Genomic DNA, 17764 nt, shown 5'->3' on the forward strand with positions numbered 1-17764 from the left:
CATGTCCGGGTCCGCCCCGACCGCCCCCGCAAACAAACCGCTCCGTCTCGCCTTCATGGGCACGCCGGATTTCTCCGTGCCCGTGCTGGAGGCGCTGATCGGCGCCGGGCACGAGATCGCCGCCGTCTACAGCCAGCCGCCCCGCCCCGCCGGGCGCGGCAAGAAGGAGCGCAAGTCGCCGGTCCACGAGGCCGCCGAGCGCCACGGCATCCCGGTCTTCACCCCGACCTCCCTGCGGAGCGAAGAGGAACAGGCGCGTTTTCGCACTCTCTCGCTCGATGCGGCGGTAGTGGTGGCCTACGGGCTGATCCTGCCGAAGGAGATCCTGGAGGCGCCCCGGCTCGGCTGCGTCAACGTCCATGCCTCACTGCTGCCGCGTTGGCGCGGCGCGGCACCGATCCAGCGCGCGATCCTCGCCGGCGACACGGAGACCGGCGTCACCATCATGGCGATGGACGAGGGCCTCGATACCGGCGACATGCTGCTTGCCGAGCGGATCGAGATCACGGACGAGACCACCGGCGAGAGCCTGCACGACGCGCTCTCCGATCTCGGCGCGAAACTGATCCTGCCGTCCCTTGCCGGATTGGCCGGCGGTTATCTCGAAGCGACGCCGCAGCCGGAAGACGGCGTCACCTACGCCGAGAAACTGACGCGGGAGACCGGCAGGCTCGACTGGTCGAAGAGCGCCGGGGAACTGGAGCGGACGATCCGCGCGCTGGCCCCCTGGCCCGGCGCCTGGTTCGAACTTGGCGGAGAACGTTTCAAGGTCTTCTCGGCGGAGGTGCTGAAGCTCGGCGCTCTCACCAACGATCCGGGCACCGTGCTCGATGCAGAGTTGACCGTCTCCTGCGCCGAGGATGCTCTCCGCATCACCCGGCTGCAGCGGCCCGGCAAGGCGCCGATGGCGGCCGCCGACCTGCTGCGCGGCTATGACGGGCTCGCGCCCGGCACCAGGCTCGGCTGATCCCCATGCCCCGTTTCCGCATAACGGTCGAATATGCCGGCGGGGACTTCGTCGGCTGGCAGCGCCAGGCCAACGGCCCCTCGATCCAGCAGAGCCTCGAGGAGGCGGTCGAGAAACTTTCCGGCGAACGCGTCGAGGTGGTCGGCGCTGGACGGACGGATGCGGGCGTGCATGCCATGGCGCAGGTCGCCCATTTCGATCTCGAAAGCGACCGCTTCGACGCCAATACGGTGATGAAGGCGCTGAACTTCCACGTCAAACCGGACCCGATCGCGATCCGCCATGCCGAGGAGGCCGACGGCGACTTCCATGCCCGCTTCTCGGCGACGAAACGCAGCTACCTCTACCGTATCCTGAACCGCCGCGCCCCGGCCGCGCTCGATGCGGGGCGGGTCTGGCACGTGCCGCAGGTGCTCGATGCCGAGGCGATGCACGACGCGGCGCAGGCGCTCGTCGGGCATCACGATTTCACCACCTTCCGGGCCAAGCACTGCCAGGCGCAGTCGCCGGAAAAGACCCTCGACAGTCTCACCGTTTCCCGGGTCGGGGAGGAAATCCATATCAACGCCCATGCCCGCTCCTTCCTGCACCACCAGATCCGTAACATCACCGGCACGCTGAAGCTGGTCGGCGAAGGCAAGTGGACGCGGAAGGATGTCGAGGACGCCCTCGCCGCGAAGGACCGTGCGGCCGGCGGGCCCACAGCGCCGCCGGACGGGCTCTATCTGGTCTCGGTCGGCTACTGAGCTTCAGCTCAGCGCGGCGATATTCTCCAGGATAAGGAAGGTCACCGTCGAGCAGAGCTCGTCGGCGAGGATGAAGCCCGCCGCCATCAGCGGCGAGACACCCAGAAGCCGGCGTGCCCAACGCCAGACGATGAAGAGCAGGCCGAGCCAGAGAATTACGGTGAGCGTGTCGAAGAAATCGGCGACCGCGCCCTCTCCCGAGCCGAACACATAGAAGCAGCAGAAGATGTAGGCGAAAGGCACGGTGACCCAGTTGTACGGCACGAGGAAATCGAGGATCAGGTCGAGCTTGCCGATCTTCTCGGCGATGAGGCAGGCAACCAGCGGAAAGACCAGCCAGTAGACCGCATAGCGCAGCCCGTAGCTGATCCAGTCGAAGAAATCGCCGGAAATCCAGGCCGCCGAACCGTTCGCGACGTCGGAGATAAGGATCGCCGGCAGCGCCAGCACGGCGGCAAAGAAGGAGCGGTAGAAGCCGGCCTCGCTGCGGTCGAACATGTCGATCGCGCCCGGCCGGCCGAGGGCGAGGCACCAGCAGCCGTAGAGCGCGCGGACGATCTCGGCCGTGCCCGGCAGCATCCGCCTACGCCTTGGCCGCGTCGAAGAATTTCCCGAGCGCCGCCTCATAAATCCCGGTCAGGGCCTCGATGTCCGAGACCGTCACATGCTCGTCGGTCTTGTGCATGGTCTGGCCGACGATGCCGAACTCGACCACCGGGCAGAACTTGCGGATGAAGCGGGCATCGGAGGTGCCGCCGGAGGTGCTGAGTTCGGGCTCCTTGCCTGTCACCTCTTTCACCGCCGCCGCGACTGCGTCGCTGAGCGGGCCGGGCTCTGTCACGAAGGCGTTCGAAGTGCACTCGACCCGGAAGTCGTAGCGCCCGCCGACCGCATCGAACATCTCCCGAAACTTCGCCTCGAGGCTCTCCGCCGTGTGCAGGTCGTTGAACCGCGCGTTGAAGGTCGCAGACGTCTTCGCCGGGATCACGTTGGTCGCCGGATTGCCGGTATCGACCGTCACGATGGCGACCGTGGATGGCTGGAAATGTTCCGTGCCATCGTCCAGCACGCCCGCCGTCAGCGGCTCCAGCATCCTCACCAGCCGATGGATCGGATTGTCGGCAAGATGCGGATAGGCGCTGTGGCCCTGGGTGCCGTGGACGGTGAGGTAACCGGTGAAGCTTCCGCGCCGGCCGATCTTCATCATCTGGCCAAGGAATTCCGGATTGGTCGGCTCGCCGACGATGCAGGCGTCGATCGTCTCGCCCTCGTCCGCCATCCAGTCCAGTACCTTGACGGTGCCGTTGATCGCCGGGCCTTCCTCGTCGCCGGTGATCAGAAAGGAGATCGAGCCGCCGAAATCGGTGCCGCGAGCCTCCAGAAACCGCGCGGCCGCCGCCGCGAAGCAGGCGACGCCGGATTTCATGTCGGAACTGCCGCGCCCGTAGAGCCTGCCGTCCCGGATCTCTCCGGAGAAGGGCGGGGCGATCCAGTCATCCGCATTGCCCGGCGGGACCACATCGGTATGGCCGGCGAAACAGATGTTCGGCGCCGCGGTGCCGATCCGGGCGTAGAGGTTCTCAACGTCCGGCGTGCCCTCATCGGAGAAGGTGAGGCGCCGGCAAGCGAAGCCGAGCGCCGTCAGTTCCTTTTCCAGGAGGGCGAGCGCACCGCCTTCGACGGGGGTCACGCTCTCGCAGCGGACGAGGTCCTGGGTCAGCCGGACCGGATCGATCTGGTTGCCCAAGCTCAGTCCCGCAGCAGGTCGTTGATCGAGGTCTTGGAGCGGGTCTGCGCATCGACGCGCTTCACGATCACCGCGCAGGAGAGGCTCGGGCCCGGCGTGCCGTCCGGCAGCGGCTTGCCCGGCAGCGAGCCCGGCACCACGACGGAATAGGACGGAACCCGGCCGATGAAGATCTCGCCGGTGCTGCGGTCGACGATCTTGGTGGTGGCGGAGATGAAGACGCCCATGGAGAGCACCGAGCCCTCCTCGACGATCACGCCCTCGACCACCTCGGAACGGGCGCCGATGAAGCAATTGTCCTCGATGATGACCGGGGAGGCCTGCAGCGGCTCCAGCACGCCGCCGATGCCGACGCCGCCGGAGAGATGCACGTTCTTGCCGATCTGCGCGCAGGACCCGACCGTGGCCCAGGTATCGACCATGGAGCCCTCGTCCACATACGCACCGAGATTGACGAAGCTCGGCATCAGTACGACGCCCTTGGCGATGAAGGCGGAGCGGCGCACGACGCAGTTCGGCACGGCGCGGAATCCGGCCTCGCGGAACCGGTTGGCGCCCCAGCCGGCGAACTTGGACGGCACCTTGTCCCACCAGACCGACGGGCCGAGATCGGCGTCCACCGGACCGCCCGGGATGATATCCATGTCATTGAGGCGGAAGGAGAGCAGCACGGCCTTCTTCGCCCACTCGTTCACCTGCCATTTGTGATCGCCGAGCGGCTCGGCGGTCCGGATGGCGCCGTTGTCGAGACCGCTCAGCGCTTCCTCGACCGCCTCGCGGACCTCGCCCTTGGTGTCCAGACCGACATTGTCCCGGTCGTCCCAGGCCGCATTGATCACCGTTTCGAGTTGGCTCGCGCTCATTGCCTCATACCCCGTCGCACGCTTGAAAATCGACGCGCAACATGGGCAAGCGACGGAAGCCTGTCAATCTGTCTGGCGGTGCTTTTTTGGCATGAAGCCGCGGCTTCGGCGCCGGCAACAGGGCCGCTCGATCCTATCCGGACGGCATTGACCGCGAACGCTTTCCCCAGTAGCAATTCCACCATGATCGGTATCGAGACAATCGTTGTCGTAGGAAGGCGCGTGGGTAAGGCGGTTTAGCCGCCGGGCGAAAGCACCCATGCGCGGTAAGCAAGGCCCCATCCGGGGCCTTTTTCGTGTCCGCCATTTCCGCAACGAGACTTCGGAAAGTCATATGTCCCAGCCGCCCGACGGACCGCGCCTCTCAACACTTATCCTGCTCTCGGCGCTCTGCATCCTCCCCATCAACATCTTCCTTCCGTCCCTGACCGGAATGGCGGCGGAGTTCGATGTCGATTATGGCGTCATCGGTCTCTCGCTCGCCGGCTATGCCGGGGCCTCCGCAGTTCTCCAGATCGTCCTCGGACCGCTGTCCGACAGGTTCGGCCGCCGGCCGGTGATCCTCGGCGGCCTCGCGATCTTCCTGGTCGCGACACTGGGCTGCATCTTCGCGCCCAATATCTGGAGTTTTCTCGGCTTCCGCCTGCTCCAGGCCGTCATCGCGCCGACCTATGCGGTCGCCCTTGCCGTCATCCGCGACACCACCGGCAAGGAAGAGGCGGCGAGCCGGATCGGCTATGTCGCCATGGCATGGGCCGTGGCGCCGATGCTCGGCCCGAGCCTCGGCGGCCTGCTCGACGAGAATTTCGGATGGCGGGCCAGTTTCTGGTTCCTTGAGGCGTTCGCTCTCGCGATCTTCGCCCTCTGCTGGTCGGACCTGCGCGAGACCAATCTTTCCCCCTCCGCGTCTCTCTGCGCGCAGTTCCGCACATATCCCGACCTGCTTGCCGCGCGCCGGTTCTGGGCCTACGCGCTCTGTATGGCCTTCTCGGTGGGCGCCTTCTTCGCCTTTCTCGCCGGGGCACCTCTTGCGGCCGGTTATGCCTATGACCTGTCTCCGGCGGCACTCGGTCTCGCCATGGGATCCATCACCTGCGGCTTCATGTTCGGCAGCTTCCTCTCCGGGCGCTTCGCCGGCCGCTTCCGGCTGACCGAGATGATGCTTGCCGGCCGTACGCTCGCCTGCGCCGGGCTGCTGCTCGGGCTGGCTCTCTATGCCGCGGGAGCCGATCACGTCATGGCCCTGCTGGGGCCCTGCATGCTTGTCGGCGTCTCCAACGGGCTGACCATTCCGAGCGCAAACGCCGGCGCGATCTCCGTGCGCCCGCAACTCGCCGGAAGCGCGGCCGGGCTCGCCAGCGCGATCACCGTGGCGGGCGGCGCCGCAATGTCGTCGGTCGCGAGCGCCGTGCTGACGCCGGAGAACGCGCGCTATGCGCTGCTTCTCGTGATGCTGGGCTCGGCCGCGATTGCTTTTGCCACCGCGCTGATCGCGCACCTGCTGGAGCGGGAAAGGAGCTAGCTCACACCGGAAGCCTGTTCAGCCACTCGGTCAGGTCCTCCGCGACATGGTGGACATAGTCCTCCCCGGCACCTTCCGTCGCCCAGTCCAGGGTTCCGGAAAGCCAGACCGTGGTCATGCCGAGGGCGGCGGCGGGTTCGAGGTTGCGTGCCATGTCCTCGACCATGACGGCGCGCTTCGGATCGATGCGATGGCGGGAAATCAGCACATCGTAGGGATCCGGATTGGGTTTCGGCACGTAATCCGCCGCGACGATGTCGAACACGTCCTCGAAATGGTGGTCGACGCCGATCCGCCCCATGATCCGGCGGGCGTGCGGGACCGAGCCGTTCGTGTAGATGATCTTTCGTCCGGGCAACCGTCCGATAGCCTCCGCCAGCGCATGGTTTTGCTCGATGTCAGAGACGTCGATGTCATGCACGAAATGGAGATATTCCTCCCCGTCCACCCCGTGTTCGACCATCAGGCCCCGGAGCGTGGTGCCGTGGCGGCGGAACATGTCCTTCTGAAGGGCCCGGGCCGCGTCATGATCGAGCGAGAAGCGCTCCTGGACATAAACCGTGATCCGCTTCGAAACCCTGGCGAAGAGGTTGCTCGCTGCGGGATAGAGCGTGTTGTCCAGATCGAAGATCCAGGTCTCGACATCGGCCGGGAGCAGCATTCTCTTGTCTTTTAGGAGATTGTTATCTTTCATCGCCCTAAAGTGGCGCTTCCGGCCGGTGCGGGCAAGTTTTCACGGCAGCACCGGGCGGGAACGAGACCGGCTGGGGGAAACTGAACGTGACGAGTCTTGAGAGCGGCGGCGGCGCGCTGCCGGGAGAGGAACTGGCCGAATTGGCGGAGAGCGATTCCGAAAGGCTCATGCGGCTGCTGGAAGACGGAGCGCCGCTGTTCGATTATCCGGGCCCGGTTCTGCTTCTGGATCGGGACAAGAAGGTCGTGGGCGCAAACCCCGGCGCGATGTCGCTTGTGCATGGGATCATGTCCGGCACCGCACTTTCCCTGACCGCGCTGGTCAGCGCGACCCTTTCCAGCGGCGGACGCCCGCAAAATATGAAAATTCTCGACGAGGAAGCGGGCCGCACGACCGACATCACCGCCCTGCCGGTCGATGGCGGCAAACATGTCCTGCTGTTCGGCCGTGACATCTCGCTCGACCAGAACCTCCGCAACGCTCTGGTCGAATCCCGCCAGCGCTACAAGGACCTGGTGGAAATCTCCAGCGACTTCGCCTGGGAGACCGATGCCAGCGGAAAGTTCGTCTTCGTCTCGACCGCGGGCGCGCTCGGCTACGAGCCCGACGAGCTGGTCGGGCATGTCGCCGACGATTTCGTCGAGAAGCTGGACGGCATCACGATCGTCACGCCCTTCAACGCGCGGGAACCCTCGACCGGGATCGAATTCCGGTTCCGCCGCGCCGACGGCACGGTCGCCGAACTCGAAGCCTCCGCCGCGCCGCTCAGTTCCGAGGACGGCGAATGGCTCGGCGCCCGCGGGGTTTGCCGGGACGTAACCGAAGCCCGGCGCCGCGACGCCGCTCTCGCTAAAGCCCGGAACCGGGAACGGCTGATGGCCTATATCGTCCGGACCATCCGCGACGAACTCGACCCGAAAGCGATGCTCGCATCGGCCGCCCGCGCCATTGCCCGCTCCCTCGCCTCCGACGGCTGCGTCATCTGCCGGCGCGATGCCCGGGGAAAACTGGCCGTTGCCGCCGAACTCGGCACTCCGCCGGCCGTGTTTCTCGCCAATGTTCTGGCGTCCGACGCAGAGGGACAGGCTCCGACGACGGTCGACGATCCCGACGGGACGCATGTCCTGTCCTTCCCCACCGATTATCACCAGGCCGCCAACGGCGCCGTCATCCTCTGGCGGGACGCGTCCGGCGGCGCCTGGAACGAGGACGATGCCGACCTGATGAAGGAGGTTTCCAACCAGATCGGCATTGCCATCGAACAGGTCGCCTCGCACGAAAATCTGGAACTGCTCTCGACCACCGACCCGCTCACGAAACTGCTTAACCGGCGCACCTTCCAGGAACGGCTGGACGGAAAGTTGTCGAAAAAGGGCGCCGGCGGCGCGCTGGTCTATGTCGACCTCGATAACTTCAAGCTCGTGAACGACAATCTCGGCCACAAGATGGGCGACAAGGTGCTGCTCGATGTCGCCGCCATGCTGCACGGATGCGCCGGCAAGGACGACATGCCGGCCCGTCTCGGGGGCGACGAGTTCGTCGTCTGGTTCGACACCGCCGACCGCGACAAGGCGCGTGCGAAGGCCGAGCACCTGCTGGAAGCCGCCGGCAGTCTGGCGCAGTACGCCGTCGACGAGACACGCAAGGTCGGGATGTCGATCGGCATCGCCTGTATCGCACCGGGCGGAAACGCCTCATCGGAGAACGCGGAAAATCTCATCGCCCGCGCCGACGAAGCGATGTACGAGATCAAGCACGGGGGCAAGAACGCCTATACGTTTGCCCCCGACCCGGAAGTAAGCGGAGCCGGCAACGATGACGACTAAACCCAAACGCCGCATGAGCGACGCCGACAGGACCGCCTACGAAAAAGCAAAAGGCATCGCCGCCAGCACCAATCTGGCCGAGCGCCGCCGCCTGGCCGAAGATCACCTGACGCCGCCGGAAATCCTCTTCTTCCTCGCCGAGGACGACAATAGCGAGATTCGCGAGGCGGTTGCCGCCAATACAGCCACACCGCGCCATGCCGATCAGTTCCTGGCCAAGGACGAGAGCGAGGATGTCCGCTCCATCGTCGCCCGCAAGGTGGCGGCCCTCGCGCCGGACCTGAGCTCTGAGCGCCGCGAGAGCATCCGCAAGCTGACCGTTGAGGTCCTGGAGACACTGGCACTAGACCATGTCGACCGGGTTCGGGCGGTGCTCGCCGATGCCGTAAAGGACCTGCCGGACGCACCGCCGGAAATGATCAGCCGTGTCATCGAGGTTCTCGCGCGGGACACCACGATTTCCGTGTCCGGCCCCATCCTCGAACATTCCCCGCTGCTGGCCGACGAACTGCTGGTCGAGATCATCCGGAACGAGCCGGTGGCGGGCGCCATTGCCGCCATTTCCCGCCGCCAGGCGGTCTCCGAAACCGTATCCGACGCGGTCATCAGCGCGGAAGACGATGCCGCGATCGCGGAACTGCTCGGCAACAGATCCGCACAGATCCGCGAGGAGACCCTCGACGATCTCATCGAGAACGCCACCGAACGTCGCGTCCTGCACCGCCCGCTGGTAACGCGCCCGAAACTGCTGGGGCGGCACGCCCTCAGCCTCGCCCGGTTCGTCGGGTATGCTTTGGTCGCGGAACTGGGCAAACGGACAGATCTCGGGGCAGAGGCGTCGGCGCAGCTCGCCCGCGAGCTCGAACGCCGCCTGGAGGAGAATCCCGAACTGGCCGGGGGCGAGCAGGACGGAGACGCCGTCCTGACCGGCCGGGAACGCGCAAAGCATATGTACGAGAGCGGGACCCTGACGGAAAGCGTCGTGCTGGAGGCGGTCAGCGAGGGCAAGCGTCCCTTCGTGCTGGCCGCGCTGGAACTGGTTTCCGGCCTCTCGGAGGAAGCGGTTCATTCCCTTGCCTCGTCGGTGAACCCCAAGGCGATCGTGGCCTTGGTCTGGAAATCCGGATACGGCATGGATTTCGCGCTGCAAATGCAGCTGCGACTGGCCAATATTCCGCCGGACAAGGCCCTGAAGCCGACCGAGGACGGCCTCTTCCCTCTGAGCGAGGATCAGCTGTCCTGGCAGATCGAACTCGTGACCGAAGAGGAAGAGGAGGACGATAAGGGTTGAGTGGCCGCCGGCCCCTGAAGGGGCCGACCGACAGGCGATCTCAGGACGCGACTTCGGCGCCGAGGCGCGGAGCTTTCTCTTCCTGCCAGTCTTCACCGGCTGCGATCACGCAGGTCATCCCGCCGGGGACGGAGATCGCGATGGTCCAGGTTCCATTCTTGGAGCTGAAGACTTCGACGAAATTTCCGGCACCGTCGAAACCCGATGCGGAAACCGTTTCGCCGTATTTCTCACCGAGCTGCGCGACAAGCTTGCTGTGCTGGGCGCATAGCTGCGGCTCCAACGCCTGGACGGGAGCGGCAGCGAAGAGAAGACCCGCCGCGGCTACGGCGATCCCCGCACAGGGTTTGGACAGCAACTTCTTACTTCCAATCATACTCTCCCCCTTTTCTAAAGGTTGCACCGATCCCGGAGCGCGCTCACAAATTCTTCTTAAAACAATAGAGTGAAGAACGACCTGGGAGCGCGCCCTCTCAGACAGGTCTTTTAAATAAGGTTTGTTTACAAAAAGCAAATAGCGCGACTATTTCCGTAAATCTTTTGTTAACTACAAATGATCATTGAATTTTGAAAACGGAAATGAAATCGAGCGGCAAGCGCACGATTTCGCTCGACTATTCGGCGTCATGTAAATTGCGCAGGCGACTTACCGGGACGCACCGCGCCATAGCGGTCTCGTCCCAATAGCGCGTGCGATGTGATTTATGCCACGGGGAACAACCGCCGCGATCAGCGGCGAATGATCGTGCCTACGCCGTGCGGAGTGAACAGCTCGACCAGACAGGCGTGGGGAACCCGCCCGTCGAAGATTACCGCAGCCCTGGCCCCGGTCTTGATCGCCTCGATGCAGGTCTCGATCTTCGGGATCATGCCGCCGGAGATCGTACCGTCTTCGATCCTCGCCTGCGCCTCTTCGACGGTCAGCTCCGGAATCAGCTCGCCGTTCTTGTCCAGCACGCCCGCAACGTCGGTCAGCAGAAGAAAGCGGGCCGCGTCCGCGGCCGCCGCGATGGCGCCTGCCGAGGTATCCGCGTTGATGTTGTAAGTCTCGCCGTCAGGTCCGAGACCGATCGGCGCGATGACCGGGATCAGGTCGCCGGAGGCGAAGATTTTCAGCACCTCGACATCGACACTTGCCGGCTCGCCGACGAAACCCAGATCCAGAACCTTCTCGATATTGCTGTCGGGATCGATCTTGGTGCGCTTCAGCTTGCGCGCTGTGATCAGGTTTCCGTCCTTGCCGGAGATCCCGACCGCACGGCCTCCGGCGGCATTGATCGCCGCCACGATGCCTTTGTTGATCGATCCCGCGAGCACCATCTCGACGATCTCGACCGTCGCCTGGTCGGTGACGCGCAGGCCATCGATGAACTCGCTCTTGATCGCGAGACGCTCCAGCATCTTGCCAATCTGCGGGCCGCCGCCATGCACCACGAGCGGATTCATGCCGACCTGCTTCAGCAGCACCATGTCGGCGGCGAAGGACTTGAACAGCTCCTCGTCGCCCATGGCATGACCGCCGAACTTCACCACGACTGTTTTGCCGCTGTAGCGGCGCATGTAGGGCAGAGCCTCGGTCAGGATGTCGGCCTTCGAAAGCCAGGTCTGCCGCAATTCGGCAAATGACGGTCCGTTCATGATCGATCTCCCCCTCTCAGGACGCCGCAAGCGCCGCAAGTCCCGCCCGCAGTTCCGGTATTCCAGTCCCCTTCTCCGCGCTGGTCCGCACGATAACGGGATGTGCCGCGACATGGGTACGCAATTCCGCCTCCGTCTCGGCGATCACCTTTTCCAGTTCGGCTTGTTTCGGCTTGTCGACCTTGGTCAGGACGACCTGGTAGGAGACCGCCGCCTGGTCGAGCATGTCCATCATCTCGCGATCGGTATCCTTCAGCCCGTGACGGGAGTCGATCAGCAGCAGCACCCGCTGCAGGACCGTGCTGCCTTTCAGGAAATGGCGCAGGACATGGTTCCAGGCCGCAACCTGGCTCTTCGAGACCTTGGCATAACCATAGCCCGGCAGGTCGACGATCATCAGCCGTCCGCCGAGATCGAAGAAATTGAGCTGCTGCGTGCGCCCCGGCGTGTTCGAGGTGCGGGCCAGCGTCTTACGCCCGGTCAGGGCGTTGACGAGGCTCGATTTGCCGACATTGGACCGGCCGGCGAAGGCGATCTCGGGCAAGCCCGCATCCGGAAGCTGGTCCAGCCGCGCGGCGCCCCAGACGAACCGGCATTCCTGTGCGAAGAGACGGCGGCCCGCCTCCAGCGCAGCCTGATCCAGTTCGTCTTCCATCGCGTCCCTACTTGACGCCCATGCGCCACATGATGAGGCGCTGCTGGGCAATCGAGAGCAGGTTGTTCCACGCCCAGTAAATCACCAGTCCGGCCGGGAAGCTGGCCAGCAGGAAGGTGAAGAAGAGCGGCAGGAACATGAACACCTTCGCCTGCACCGGGTCGGCCGGCTGCGGGTTCAGCTTCTGCTGCAGGAACATCGTCAGCCCCATGATGATCGGCCAGACGCCGATCAGCGGAATAAAGGCCGGCGGCGTCCAGGGGATCAGACCGAACAGATTGAACAGCGTGGTCGGGTCCGGCGCCGAGAGATCGTGGATCCAGCCATAGAACGGTGCATGGCGCATTTCGATCGAGACGAACAGAACCTTGTAGAGCGCGAAGAAGACCGGGATCTGAATCAGGATCGGCAGACAGCCCGACGCCGGATTGACCTTCTCCTTCTTGTAGAGCCCCATCATTTCCTGGTTCAGGCGCTGCTTGTCGTCGCCATACTGCTCGCGCAGGGCCTGCATCTTCGGCGTCAGCTCGCGCATCTTCGCCATCGACTTGTAGGACTTGTTGGCGAGCGGGAAGAACACCAGCTTCACCGCGACGGTAAAGATCAGGATCGCAATGCCGAAATTGCCGACGAGGTTGTGGATCCATGAGAGGGCATAGAAGAACGGCTTGGTAAGGAAGTAGAACCAGCCGAAATCGACCGCGAGATCGAAATTGGCAACGCCGTATTTCGCCTCGTAGCGGTCGAGCAGCTTCACTTCCTTGGCGCCGGCGAAGAGATGGGTCTCGGTTTCCGCGACGCCGCCCGCGGGCACGGCACGTGCCGCACCGAGATAATCCGTCTGATAGCGGTCGTCCTGCTGGCGGATGCTGTGGGTGAAGCGGTACTTCATCGCCTCGTCCTGTGCCGGGACGAGGGCCGCGAGCCAGTATTTGTCGGTGATGCCGATCCAGCCGCCTGTCGCTGCCACCTCGGTTTTTCCGTCCTCCTGGAGATCGTCGTAATCGACTTCGTTCAGGGTCTCGTCGAATACACCGAGCGGGCCTTCATGCAAGATGTAGAAGCCGGCGGTCGTCGGCGTGCCGCCACGGGAGAGCAGACCGTACGGGAACAGCGTGACGGCGTCCCCGCCCGAATTGCGCACCCGTTGGGTGACCGTGAACATGTAGTCGTCGTCGATCGCATAGGTGCGCTCGAAGACAAGACCCTGGCCATTGTCCCAGGAAAGCGTCACCGGCTGTTGCGGGCTCAGCACCGAGCCGTCCGCCGTCCAGACCGTCTTCGCGTCCGGCACCGGCGTTCCGGCCGCCTCCGGCACCCAGCCGAACTCGGCGTAATAGGATTTCGGCGCACCGGCCGGTTTCAGCAGATGAATATTGTCGCTGTCGGCGTCCAGGGTCTCGCGATAATGGGTCAGAACCACATCGTCGATCCGCGCGCCGACCGGCGAGATCGTGCCACGCATGCCGGGCGCATCGATCCGGATGCGCTTCGGATCGGCGGCGATTTCCTGCCTTGCCTTCGCCGCGTCTTCGGCCGACATCGCGCCCGCCGCAGGGACTGCGACGCCGGACGGCGGCGTTGCCGACGGAACGGAGGAGGCAGACGGCGCCGTCGACCCGGTCCCGGTGCCGCTGGCAGCGATCTCCGCCTGCCGGGCCACTTCCTTTTCCGCCTTCGGAACCTCGTAGAAAAACTGGAAGCCGACCAGGATCGCCACGGACAGCACGACAGCGGCAATCAGATTCTTCTGCTCGTTCATTATTCGGCCCGACATTCTTGTTGTGTTTGGGAAGACACCCCGCCCCTTTCGGGGACCGGATCATAGCCACAGCCGCCCCAGGGATGACAACGGAGAATCCGCTTCAGGGTGAGCCAGGAGCCAACAAACGGCCCATGGCGCCGGATCGCCTCCAGCCCGTAGCGCGAACAGCTCGGCTCGAACCGGCAGTTGGTGCCCAGAAGCGGAGAGACCAGATACCGGTAGGCAAGGATGAGACCGCTCAAGAGCCAAGTGAGCGGCGCAGCGATCACGCGCATCACGACTGGGCCTCCTGCTTCAGGGCGCCCACCTTGGAAAGCGCGCGCCGAAGGTCGGCGATCAGTCCGTTATAGGAACGGGTAAGGGTGTTGGCGCGGGCGATCAGGACGAACTCGTGCCCCGGTACGGCCATCGTGTTCAAGACGTCGTGAACCACGGCTCTCAGCCTTCGTCTCGCGCGGTTTCTCTGCACCGCACCGCCAACCTTGCGGCTGGCGGTATAGCCGATCCGGAGCGGGCCCGCTTGGCCCGGCTCAAGCGTACGCGCCTGAAGCACCAGCCCCTGGGTCACGGCCTTGCGCCCGTTACGGGCGATATTGAGGAATTCGCTGCGCTTTTGCAGGCGCTCCAACGATCCGGAGGACGGGTTGCGCATGGCAAAGACGCTTTCGAATGCGTGCGCCCGGCCGAAGCCGGGTTGCAGCATTTAGGCGGACAGACGCTTGCGGCCCTTGGCGCGCCGGTTGCGAATGACGTGGCGGCCACCGACGGTCGCCATGCGGGACCGGAAGCCGTGGCGGCGCTTGCGTACGAGGACGCTGGGTTGATAGGTGCGTTTCACGGGAATTCTCCGTCGACGTAAATATAGCAATCTCGCGAGTGCGGGGCTGTATATAGATTTGCCCTGCCCGAGTCAACGCGGGCGCGCGCAATTCTGCTCTCCGGACTCCCACTCCAGTCCGCCGGACCCCGCTCACGCCATGGTGACTGGTTGTGCCTCGACCTCGCCGCGACATAGGTGTCTTGGATGACAGGCGCGTCGATGCGCTATGATAAGCCAAGTCCGTGACGAGGGACGATGCCGAAAGATATGAGAACTGACACACCCTTGCAGCCGACGGAAGAGAAGCTCATCGAGACCGATATCTGCGTCATCGGCGGCGGCTCGGGAGGGCTTTCCGTCGCGGCAGGCGCGGTGCAAATGGGCACGAGCGTGGTGCTGTTCGAGCGCGGTAGGATGGGCGGTGACTGTCTGAACTACGGCTGCGTCCCGTCGAAGGCACTGCTTGCCGCGGGGCACGCGGCGGCAGCGGCGCGCAAAGCAGACAGGTTCGGTATCTCCCTGCCCGAACCGGATGTCGACTTTGCCCGGGTCCATGCCCATGTGCGCGACGTGATCGCCGGGATCGAGCCGCACGATTCCGTGGAGCGGTTCGAGAAGCTCGGCGTCAAGGTGATCCAGGCCGCTGCCACATTCACCGATACCCGGACCGTGACGGGCGGCGGCTACAGGGTGCGGGCACGCCGTTTCGTGATCGCGACCGGATCCTCCGCGGCAATCCCTCCCGTCGAGGGCCTGAAAGACACTCCCTACTTGACGAACGAGACGATTTTCGACCTGACGGAACGCCCGGCGCATCTGCTCATCATCGGCGGCGGACCGATCGGCTGCGAGCTGGCCGAGGCACACCGCAATCTCGGTTCCGAGGTCACGCTCGTCGAAGCCGCCGGATTGCTCGGCAACGAAGACCCGGAAGCGGCCGCCTTGATCCGCGCGCATCTGGAAAAGATCGGCGTCACCGTGCTCGATGGCGCGCTGGTCAGACAGGCAAGCGGTTCCGGCGGCGGCGTCACGCTCTCGGTCGAAACCGGCGGAGCGATCCAGCGGATCGAGGGATCCCATCTCCTCGTCGCCGCGGGGCGCCGGGCCAATACCGACGGGCTCGGACTGGAGGCAGCCGGCATCGAGACAAGCCGAACCGGCATCGAGGTCGATGCCGGCCTCAAGACATCGAACCGCCGGGTCTATGCCATCGGCGATGTCGCGGGCGGTCTGCAATTCACCCATGTCGCCGGATACCATGCGAGCGTGGTGATCCGGAGTGCCCTGTTCCGGCTTCCTGCCAAAGCGGATCTCAGCGCCGTGCCGCGGGTCACCTATACAGATCCCGAGCTGGCCCAGGTCGGATTGCTGGAGGAGGAAGCCCGGGCGAAACACGGCGAGAAGCTGCGCGTGCTGCGGTGGACCTATCAGGAGAACGACCGGGCCCGTGCGGAGCGCGCGACGGAAGGCTTCATCAAGGTGATCGCGCTGAAAAATGGTCGTGTCCTCGGCGCCACCATCGTCGGCCGGAATGCGGGCGAACTGATCCAGAGCTGGGGCCTCGCGATCGGTCAGAAGATCAAGATTGGCGCCATCGCCTCCTCGATCGTTGCCTATCCAACCCTCGCGGAAATCGGCAAACGGGCCGCCGGATCCTTCTTCACGGAAACCCTGTTCAGCCCCCGCATGCGCAAAATCGTCCGCTTCCTCGCGGCCTTCGGTTAAAATCCTTCCTCGGAACCCGCCGACGGACGGATGTGCATGCTGAGTTTCGCGAACAGTCTTTCCTTCCGGCTTCTGCTGCTGACGGTCTTTTTCGTGATGGTGGCGGAGGTGCTGATCTATACCCCGTCCATTGCCCGCTACCGTCTGAGCTACCTGCAGGAAAAGCTCGCCGAGGGACATTTGGCCGCGCTTTCGGTCAAGGCCGCGCCGGACGGGATGATCACCGAGATGCTGGCGCGTCAGCTGCTCGACCATGTCGATGCCTACAGCGTGGTCGCCAACGACGATTCCAACTTCATGCCGATGCTCAGCCGGCCGGAACTGCCCGAGGTCGACATCACGGTCGACCTGCGCGAGGTCGGGGTCGTCGAACTCATCTTCAATGCCTTCTCCACGCTGGCCCAGACCGGCGACAGGGTTATACGGCTGCACGGACAGTCGCCCGGCGATCCCGAGATCTTCGTCACCATGATCATCGACGAAGCACCGATGCGGATGGAGATGCTCGACTTCTCCTGGCGCATCCTGACGCTCTCGGTGGTGATCTCGCTCTTCACTGCCGCCCTGGTCTTCCTCTCGCTGCGCTGGATGATGGTGCTGCCCATGCAGCGCATCACCTCGAGCATGATTGCCTTCCGCCGACGCCCGGAAGATCCCACCTCCGATCTTCCGCCCTCGGCCCGGCGAGACGAGATCGGGATCGCGACCCGCGAGCTCGCCGACATGAAGCAGGGTGTTCGTCACGCGCTGCGGCAGAAAACGCGGCTCGCGACGCTCGGCACGGCGGTGAATAAGATCAACCACGATCTGCGCAACATGCTGGCGACCGCGACCCTCGTCTCCGACCGCTTCGCCGAGAGTTCGGATCCTTTCGTGCGCAAGGCGGTGCCGCCGTTCCTGCGTACCATCGACCGGGCGGTGAAACTCTGCTCCGACACCCTGAACTTCACCCAGGAGACGGTGCCGCTGATGACCGAGCAGGTCACCCTGAAGAACCTGCTCGACGAGATCCTGCCGGAACTGAGAGCCGGCCTGGAGGGCGAGCAGATCGCCATAGAGATCGATGAAGTCCCGGGCATCATGCTCACGATCGATCAGGACCAGATCTATCGCATCTTCGCCAACATCGCCTCGAACGCCGCCAGGGCCGGCGCTACGGAATTCCGGATCGGTTTCCAGCGCGACGACGAAACCCTGACCATCCGGTTCAGAGACAACGGTCCCGGCATCCCCGACCCGATCCGCGAAAAGCTCTTCCTACCATTTCAGCTTTCCGGCCATAGCGGCGGCTCGGGCCTGGGCCTGGCGATCGCGCGGGACATTGCGACCGCCCATGGCGGCACGCTGTTCCTCGAGAGCACGGGTCCGTCGGGCAGCGTCTTTCATCTGGAACTCCCCTGCCCTGCCACCAAAAGGTCCCGGTCGGCCAGACGCGCGGCATGATGGCACGTCGAGAGTCGCTTCCACCGGCGCGCCGGACACGTTACTGTTGCGCAAAGAGCCGG

General features: G+C 64.6%; 18 protein-coding genes. 7 read left to right on the forward strand and 11 right to left on the reverse strand.

Annotated features, from left to right (window positions below; all coding sequences use genetic code 11):
• Position 1: 1 nt before the first annotated feature.
• Entirely contained in the window at positions 2 to 967 is a 966-nt protein-coding gene (gene fmt, locus NUH88_RS09795) for a methionyl-tRNA formyltransferase (RefSeq protein WP_257771776.1), read from the forward strand.
• Positions 968 to 972: 5 nt separating this feature from the next.
• Entirely contained in the window at positions 973 to 1713 is a 741-nt protein-coding gene (gene truA, locus NUH88_RS09800) for a tRNA pseudouridine(38-40) synthase TruA (RefSeq protein ID WP_257771777.1), read from the forward strand.
• Positions 1714 to 1716: 3 nt separating this feature from the next.
• Here the strand turns inward: truA and NUH88_RS09805 are convergent, their stop codons facing one another.
• The 3 genes from NUH88_RS09805 to dapD are packed head-to-tail and all read right to left on the reverse strand — an operon-like array spanning position 1717 to position 4323.
• Positions 1717 to 2292 carry a hypothetical protein gene (locus NUH88_RS09805; protein WP_257771779.1) on the reverse strand — a complete coding sequence of 192 codons (576 nt, stop codon included), beginning with the start codon at positions 2290 to 2292 and terminating at the stop codon, positions 1717 to 1719.
• 4 nt (positions 2293 to 2296) lie between these two features.
• Positions 2297 to 3460, reverse strand: a complete 1164-nt coding sequence (gene dapE / locus NUH88_RS09810; RefSeq protein ID WP_257771780.1) for a succinyl-diaminopimelate desuccinylase — start codon at positions 3458 to 3460, stop codon at positions 2297 to 2299.
• A 2-nt stretch (positions 3461 to 3462) separates the two neighbouring features.
• Positions 3463 to 4323 (reverse strand): 2,3,4,5-tetrahydropyridine-2,6-dicarboxylate N-succinyltransferase, encoded by an 861-nt coding sequence (gene dapD, locus NUH88_RS09815; RefSeq protein WP_257771781.1) that lies wholly within the window; start codon positions 4321 to 4323, stop codon positions 3463 to 3465.
• A gap of 334 nt (positions 4324 to 4657) precedes the next feature.
• On the opposite strand from dapD, the gene NUH88_RS09820 reads away from it, so the two are divergent.
• Positions 4658 to 5845 carry a multidrug effflux MFS transporter gene (locus NUH88_RS09820; RefSeq protein ID WP_257771782.1) on the forward strand — a complete coding sequence of 396 codons (1188 nt, stop codon included), beginning with the start codon at positions 4658 to 4660 and terminating at the stop codon, positions 5843 to 5845.
• Between the two features lies 1 nt (position 5846).
• Here the strand turns inward: NUH88_RS09820 and NUH88_RS09825 are convergent, their stop codons facing one another.
• Entirely contained in the window at positions 5847 to 6506 is a 660-nt protein-coding gene (locus tag NUH88_RS09825) for a pyrimidine 5'-nucleotidase (RefSeq protein WP_257771783.1), read from the reverse strand.
• A gap of 119 nt (positions 6507 to 6625) precedes the next feature.
• On the opposite strand from NUH88_RS09825, the gene NUH88_RS09830 reads away from it, so the two are divergent.
• Entirely contained in the window at positions 6626 to 8365 is a 1740-nt protein-coding gene (locus NUH88_RS09830; protein ID WP_257771785.1) for a sensor domain-containing diguanylate cyclase, read from the forward strand.
• Positions 8355 to 9656, forward strand: a complete 1302-nt coding sequence (locus NUH88_RS09835) for a DUF2336 domain-containing protein (protein WP_257771787.1) — start codon at positions 8355 to 8357, stop codon at positions 9654 to 9656. The genes NUH88_RS09830 and NUH88_RS09835 overlap by 11 nt, the downstream gene beginning before the upstream one ends.
• 40 nt (positions 9657 to 9696) lie before the next feature.
• Here NUH88_RS09835 and NUH88_RS09840 read toward each other — a convergent pair whose 3' ends face one another.
• The 7 genes from NUH88_RS09840 to rpmH all read right to left on the reverse strand — a co-directional run bounded on the left by NUH88_RS09840 (position 9697) and on the right by rpmH (position 14552).
• Positions 9697 to 10032 carry a hypothetical protein gene (locus NUH88_RS09840; RefSeq protein ID WP_257771789.1) on the reverse strand — a complete coding sequence of 112 codons (336 nt, stop codon included), beginning with the start codon at positions 10030 to 10032 and terminating at the stop codon, positions 9697 to 9699.
• Between the two features lie 353 nt (positions 10033 to 10385).
• Complete coding sequence (argB, locus tag NUH88_RS09845) at positions 10386 to 11294, reverse strand: acetylglutamate kinase (RefSeq protein WP_257771790.1); 909 nt, start codon at positions 11292 to 11294, stop codon at positions 10386 to 10388.
• Between the two features lie 16 nt (positions 11295 to 11310).
• On the reverse strand, positions 11311 to 11949 hold the full coding sequence (gene yihA, locus NUH88_RS09850; RefSeq protein WP_257771791.1) for a ribosome biogenesis GTP-binding protein YihA/YsxC: 639 nt from the start codon (positions 11947 to 11949) through the stop codon (positions 11311 to 11313).
• A 7-nt stretch (positions 11950 to 11956) separates the two neighbouring features.
• Positions 11957 to 13711 carry a membrane protein insertase YidC gene (yidC, locus tag NUH88_RS09855; RefSeq protein WP_257771792.1) on the reverse strand — a complete coding sequence of 585 codons (1755 nt, stop codon included), beginning with the start codon at positions 13709 to 13711 and terminating at the stop codon, positions 11957 to 11959.
• Positions 13711 to 13989 carry a membrane protein insertion efficiency factor YidD gene (gene yidD / locus NUH88_RS09860; RefSeq protein ID WP_257772174.1) on the reverse strand — a complete coding sequence of 93 codons (279 nt, stop codon included), beginning with the start codon at positions 13987 to 13989 and terminating at the stop codon, positions 13711 to 13713. Before yidD ends, yidC begins: the two co-directional genes overlap by 1 nt.
• Positions 13989 to 14417 (reverse strand): ribonuclease P protein component, encoded by a 429-nt coding sequence (gene rnpA / locus NUH88_RS09865; protein ID WP_257771794.1) that lies wholly within the window; start codon positions 14415 to 14417, stop codon positions 13989 to 13991. Before rnpA ends, yidD begins: the two co-directional genes overlap by 1 nt.
• Positions 14418 to 14552 (reverse strand): 50S ribosomal protein L34, encoded by a 135-nt coding sequence (gene rpmH, locus NUH88_RS09870; RefSeq protein WP_193184514.1) that lies wholly within the window; start codon positions 14550 to 14552, stop codon positions 14418 to 14420. It lies immediately after the preceding gene.
• A gap of 249 nt (positions 14553 to 14801) precedes the next feature.
• Here rpmH and NUH88_RS09875 point away from each other — a divergent pair, with 249 nt between their 5' ends.
• Both NUH88_RS09875 and NUH88_RS09880 read left to right on the forward strand, forming a co-directional pair.
• On the forward strand, positions 14802 to 16259 hold the full coding sequence (locus NUH88_RS09875) for a dihydrolipoyl dehydrogenase family protein (RefSeq protein WP_257771796.1): 1458 nt from the start codon (positions 14802 to 14804) through the stop codon (positions 16257 to 16259).
• 36 nt (positions 16260 to 16295) lie between these two features.
• The gene (locus NUH88_RS09880; RefSeq protein ID WP_257771797.1) at positions 16296 to 17702 is read left to right on the forward strand and encodes a HAMP domain-containing sensor histidine kinase; all 1407 of its coding nucleotides are present in this window, start codon (positions 16296 to 16298) and stop codon (positions 17700 to 17702) included.
• The last annotated feature ends 62 nt before the right edge of the window (positions 17703 to 17764 follow it).

The sequence above is a fragment of the Nisaea acidiphila genome (assembly GCF_024662015.1).
Classification (GTDB): domain Bacteria; phylum Pseudomonadota; class Alphaproteobacteria; order Thalassobaculales; family Thalassobaculaceae; genus Nisaea; species Nisaea acidiphila.

What these genes read in the sequence shown, in the direction of transcription:
- NUH88_RS09840 (WP_257771789.1), bottom strand. Translation starts at nt 10,032, where the DNA reads ATGATTGGAAGTAAGAAGTTGCTGTCCAAACCCTGTGCGGGGATCGCC.
- rnpA (WP_257771794.1), bottom strand. Translation starts at nt 14,417, where the DNA reads ATGCTGCAACCCGGCTTCGGCCGGGCGCACGCATTCGAAAGCGTCTTT.
- yidD (WP_257772174.1), bottom strand. Translation starts at nt 13,989, where the DNA reads ATGCGCGTGATCGCTGCGCCGCTCACTTGGCTCTTGAGCGGTCTCATC.
- yidC (WP_257771792.1), bottom strand. Translation starts at nt 13,711, where the DNA reads ATGAACGAGCAGAAGAATCTGATTGCCGCTGTCGTGCTGTCCGTGGCG.
- dapD (WP_257771781.1), bottom strand. Translation starts at nt 4,323, where the DNA reads ATGAGCGCGAGCCAACTCGAAACGGTGATCAATGCGGCCTGGGACGAC.
- truA (WP_257771777.1), top strand. Translation starts at nt 973, where the DNA reads ATGCCCCGTTTCCGCATAACGGTCGAATATGCCGGCGGGGACTTCGTC.
- NUH88_RS09835 (WP_257771787.1), top strand. Translation starts at nt 8,355, where the DNA reads ATGACGACTAAACCCAAACGCCGCATGAGCGACGCCGACAGGACCGCC.
- NUH88_RS09825 (WP_257771783.1), bottom strand. Translation starts at nt 6,506, where the DNA reads ATGCTGCTCCCGGCCGATGTCGAGACCTGGATCTTCGATCTGGACAAC.
- yihA (WP_257771791.1), bottom strand. Translation starts at nt 11,949, where the DNA reads ATGGAAGACGAACTGGATCAGGCTGCGCTGGAGGCGGGCCGCCGTCTC.
- NUH88_RS09805 (WP_257771779.1), bottom strand. Translation starts at nt 2,292, where the DNA reads ATGCTGCCGGGCACGGCCGAGATCGTCCGCGCGCTCTACGGCTGCTGG.
- fmt (WP_257771776.1), top strand. Translation starts at nt 2, where the DNA reads ATGTCCGGGTCCGCCCCGACCGCCCCCGCAAACAAACCGCTCCGTCTC.
- NUH88_RS09820 (WP_257771782.1), top strand. Translation starts at nt 4,658, where the DNA reads ATGTCCCAGCCGCCCGACGGACCGCGCCTCTCAACACTTATCCTGCTC.
- NUH88_RS09875 (WP_257771796.1), top strand. Translation starts at nt 14,802, where the DNA reads ATGAGAACTGACACACCCTTGCAGCCGACGGAAGAGAAGCTCATCGAG.
- NUH88_RS09880 (WP_257771797.1), top strand. Translation starts at nt 16,296, where the DNA reads ATGCTGAGTTTCGCGAACAGTCTTTCCTTCCGGCTTCTGCTGCTGACG.
- argB (WP_257771790.1), bottom strand. Translation starts at nt 11,294, where the DNA reads ATGAACGGACCGTCATTTGCCGAATTGCGGCAGACCTGGCTTTCGAAG.